This window comes from Actinoplanes sp. NPDC051633 (assembly GCF_040681735.1).
In the GTDB taxonomy this organism is placed as follows: Bacteria; Actinomycetota; Actinomycetes; order Mycobacteriales; family Micromonosporaceae; genus Actinoplanes.
Genome location: NZ_JBFAZH010001144.1, coordinates 1 through 2,464 on the forward strand (window position 1 = coordinate 1; position 2,464 = coordinate 2,464).

The following is a 2,464-nucleotide window of genomic DNA, read 5'->3' on the forward strand; positions in this document are numbered from 1 at the left end:
GCCGCCTCGCGCACCGGCCCAGTGAGCTCTCCGGCGGCCAGCAGCAGCGCGTCGCCCTGGCCCGGGCCCTGGCACCGGAACCCGCACCGGAGCCGGCGCTCCCTGCGCCGGCACCGCCGGATCCGCCACCCGCGGACCCCGCAGAAGCGCTGTCCGTGGGGAGATCGGCCGAGTCCTCACCGATCTTCGGCTCCAGGCGATACAAGGTCGGCGGTTCGATCTGGGCGCTGTGTTCGGCGATCGCCTGCTCGGCGACCGCCATCGCGCGCTGCGCCTTCTCGTCGTACTCGTCTTCCGCGTGGTCGACGAAGCGCGGGACCAGGTCGTCTGCCACCGCCGCTCGCTGCTCCAGCAGCGGACGGATCGTGCCCTGTGCGGTGCCCAGCGCCCCGATCACGCCGTGCAGGCCGACCCTTGTGTTCTCCGCGTGCTTCAGCGTGTGGTCCATGTGCGCGGCCAGCAGGTCAACCTTCTCCAGGAACGCGCGCGCCGACGCGTTCGACTCCGGTGGCCAGACCGCGGCCAACTCGTCGCGCGACTTAACCAGCCGGCGGTGCTGCTCCTGCACCGCCTCCGCGAGGTTCTGCCAGTTGAGCACCCGGTCGGCGCCCGTGCAGGCGTTCTCCCGCTCGATCATCGCCCAGATCGCCGGCAGGTTGTAGCCGCCCCAGCCTGCCATCAGATCGCCCGCCGGGAACCGTCGATGATCGCGGTCGCCTTGGCGATCGCGTCGCCGAGCAGCTTGTCCACCCGGGCATGGGCCTGCGCCGATGACCGGTCGGCTGACGCGAAGTCCCGCGCCACCGACTCCGCCACGTCCGCGAAGATCTCCGCCGCCTGCCGGTACGCCCGCAGGTTGGCATCGGTGTTCTCGAGTGCGGCGGCGTACCGAGTTTTGGCCTGGGACACCGCGTCGCTGGTGGTGATCGACGCACCGAACACCACCCCGTGCGCGTGCAGGTCCGAGCCGCGGGCAGCCGCCTGCGAGAAGCCGGTGGCCGCCTCGGACCGCATCCCCTTCGCGAAATCATCGACCTGGCCGGTGTCGATCTCCACCCCGTCAGGCATGGCACCTCCCCGTCCGACAGCCCTGCGCCGCTGAGGGTATCGACAAACGACTAACCGTTTTTGACCCCTGTGGATAACTACCACGAATTCGGCGGAACGGTTCACACGCGCCCTACCGCTGTTAAAGATCGACTGACGACAATTTGTAAATGATCAATGCCAGTTTCGGTGAGCGGAGTGGACGATGGAAGACGCCGGAGCCGGGCCGGGTCCCGCCCACCCGACACGCCGGCCCGGGGCCGCGCTGTCCCGTTGGCAAGGATTTGGACTTCACCCGCACCTGATCAGGCTATTGCCCGGCTCGCCCCGGTAAGCATCCAGCCGAGACCGTTGGCCATGATCGCCCGTTGAACTCCGTATCAACGCCTGATGACCTTGACGCCTGTGGATGAACCGGTGGACAACCGGTGGAAAAGTCGCCTTGTCCTGGGGGTAACGCGCCTCGCCCTGTGGACGGTTTGGGCCATCTCAAGAAAATAAGAAAAACTGCCTTCCGCCCCTTGCGCAGGCCCGGCCGGCAGGACTACAAATCTCCCACGCCGCCAGAGACGGTGACCCCGGCTCAGGGAGAGATCCCAGAGCCAAGTTGCTGAGAACCAGGCCCGGGAGTTCGCGAGAGTGAGCGCTTGGGCCGAGAGCTCGCGACAGGGTTCGCCAAGGCTGGCAGGGCATCCCGGAGTGGCGCCGTTCCGGGAGGTGGGCACCGAGTCGACCGGGGTTCGCCAAGCTCTGCGGTTTTGATGGTGGCGTGCTCCGCGGTTGCGGTGGGCCGAGAGATCGGGCTGCCAAAGCCACCGGGGCTTGAGGCCCCTTCCATCTCATACATGGAAGGGGCCTCTTCCTGCTTCGAGGATATCCAGACCGTCCGCGCCGGCGACGCAGCGACACGCCGCTGTTTGTCGACCGCGCGGCGATTACGGCGATCAGGTACGACTGATCGTCTGGGACTGCTGGAACGGCCCGATGCAGCGCTTCACCTTCGCCGCCGACGGCACGCTCCGCATCGGCGGCAAGTGCGTCGACGTTGCGACGGCTCCACACAGGACATGGCGGCGGCGCAGATATACGCCTGCAACAACACCAGCGCACAACGATGGGCGATCACGTCGGCCGGCGATATCGTCAATCCACAGTCGGGCCAGCGCGTGGACATCGGTCGCTGGAATGCCGCGAGCGGCGCGCCGCGACGTGCAACGGATTCGCCAAGCAGATATGACACCGAGCCTGATCAGTTGGATTTCGGCCGCAGCAGGGCGACGAGGAAATCGGCGTCCTCCCGGAACGGCCGGAGATCCCAGGTGCTCAGCAGCAACTCGGAGGCGAGTCCGCCGGCATCGGCGTCGGACAGGAATTCCGCGTACCCATATCCTCTGCCCCCGCCGAATCCCACCGCGAC

2 protein-coding genes and 1 pseudogene are annotated in these 2,464 nt (G+C 67.5%); 2 read left to right on the plus strand and 1 reads right to left on the minus strand.

Annotated elements, in window-relative coordinates; translation table 11 throughout:
* Positions 1–83, plus strand: a pseudogene (locus AB0M20_RS38180) (ATP-binding cassette domain-containing protein); the annotation flags it as partial.
* A gap of 595 nt (positions 84–678) precedes the next feature.
* Here AB0M20_RS38180 and AB0M20_RS38185 read toward each other — a convergent pair.
* Entirely contained in the window at positions 679–1,068 is a 390-nt protein-coding gene (locus AB0M20_RS38185; protein ID WP_364305759.1) for a hypothetical protein, read from the minus strand.
* Positions 1,069–1,892: 824 nt separating this feature from the next.
* Here AB0M20_RS38185 and AB0M20_RS38190 point away from each other — a divergent pair.
* The coding region (locus AB0M20_RS38190; protein ID WP_364305761.1) for an RICIN domain-containing protein at positions 1,893–2,464 on the plus strand (572 nt) is incomplete at its 3' end.

Bases quoted from the DNA above. Each gene is read 5' to 3' on its own strand.
- AB0M20_RS38185 (WP_364305759.1), bottom strand. From the start codon at position 1,068: ATGCCTGACGGGGTGGAGATCGACACCGGCCAGGTCGATGATTTCGCG.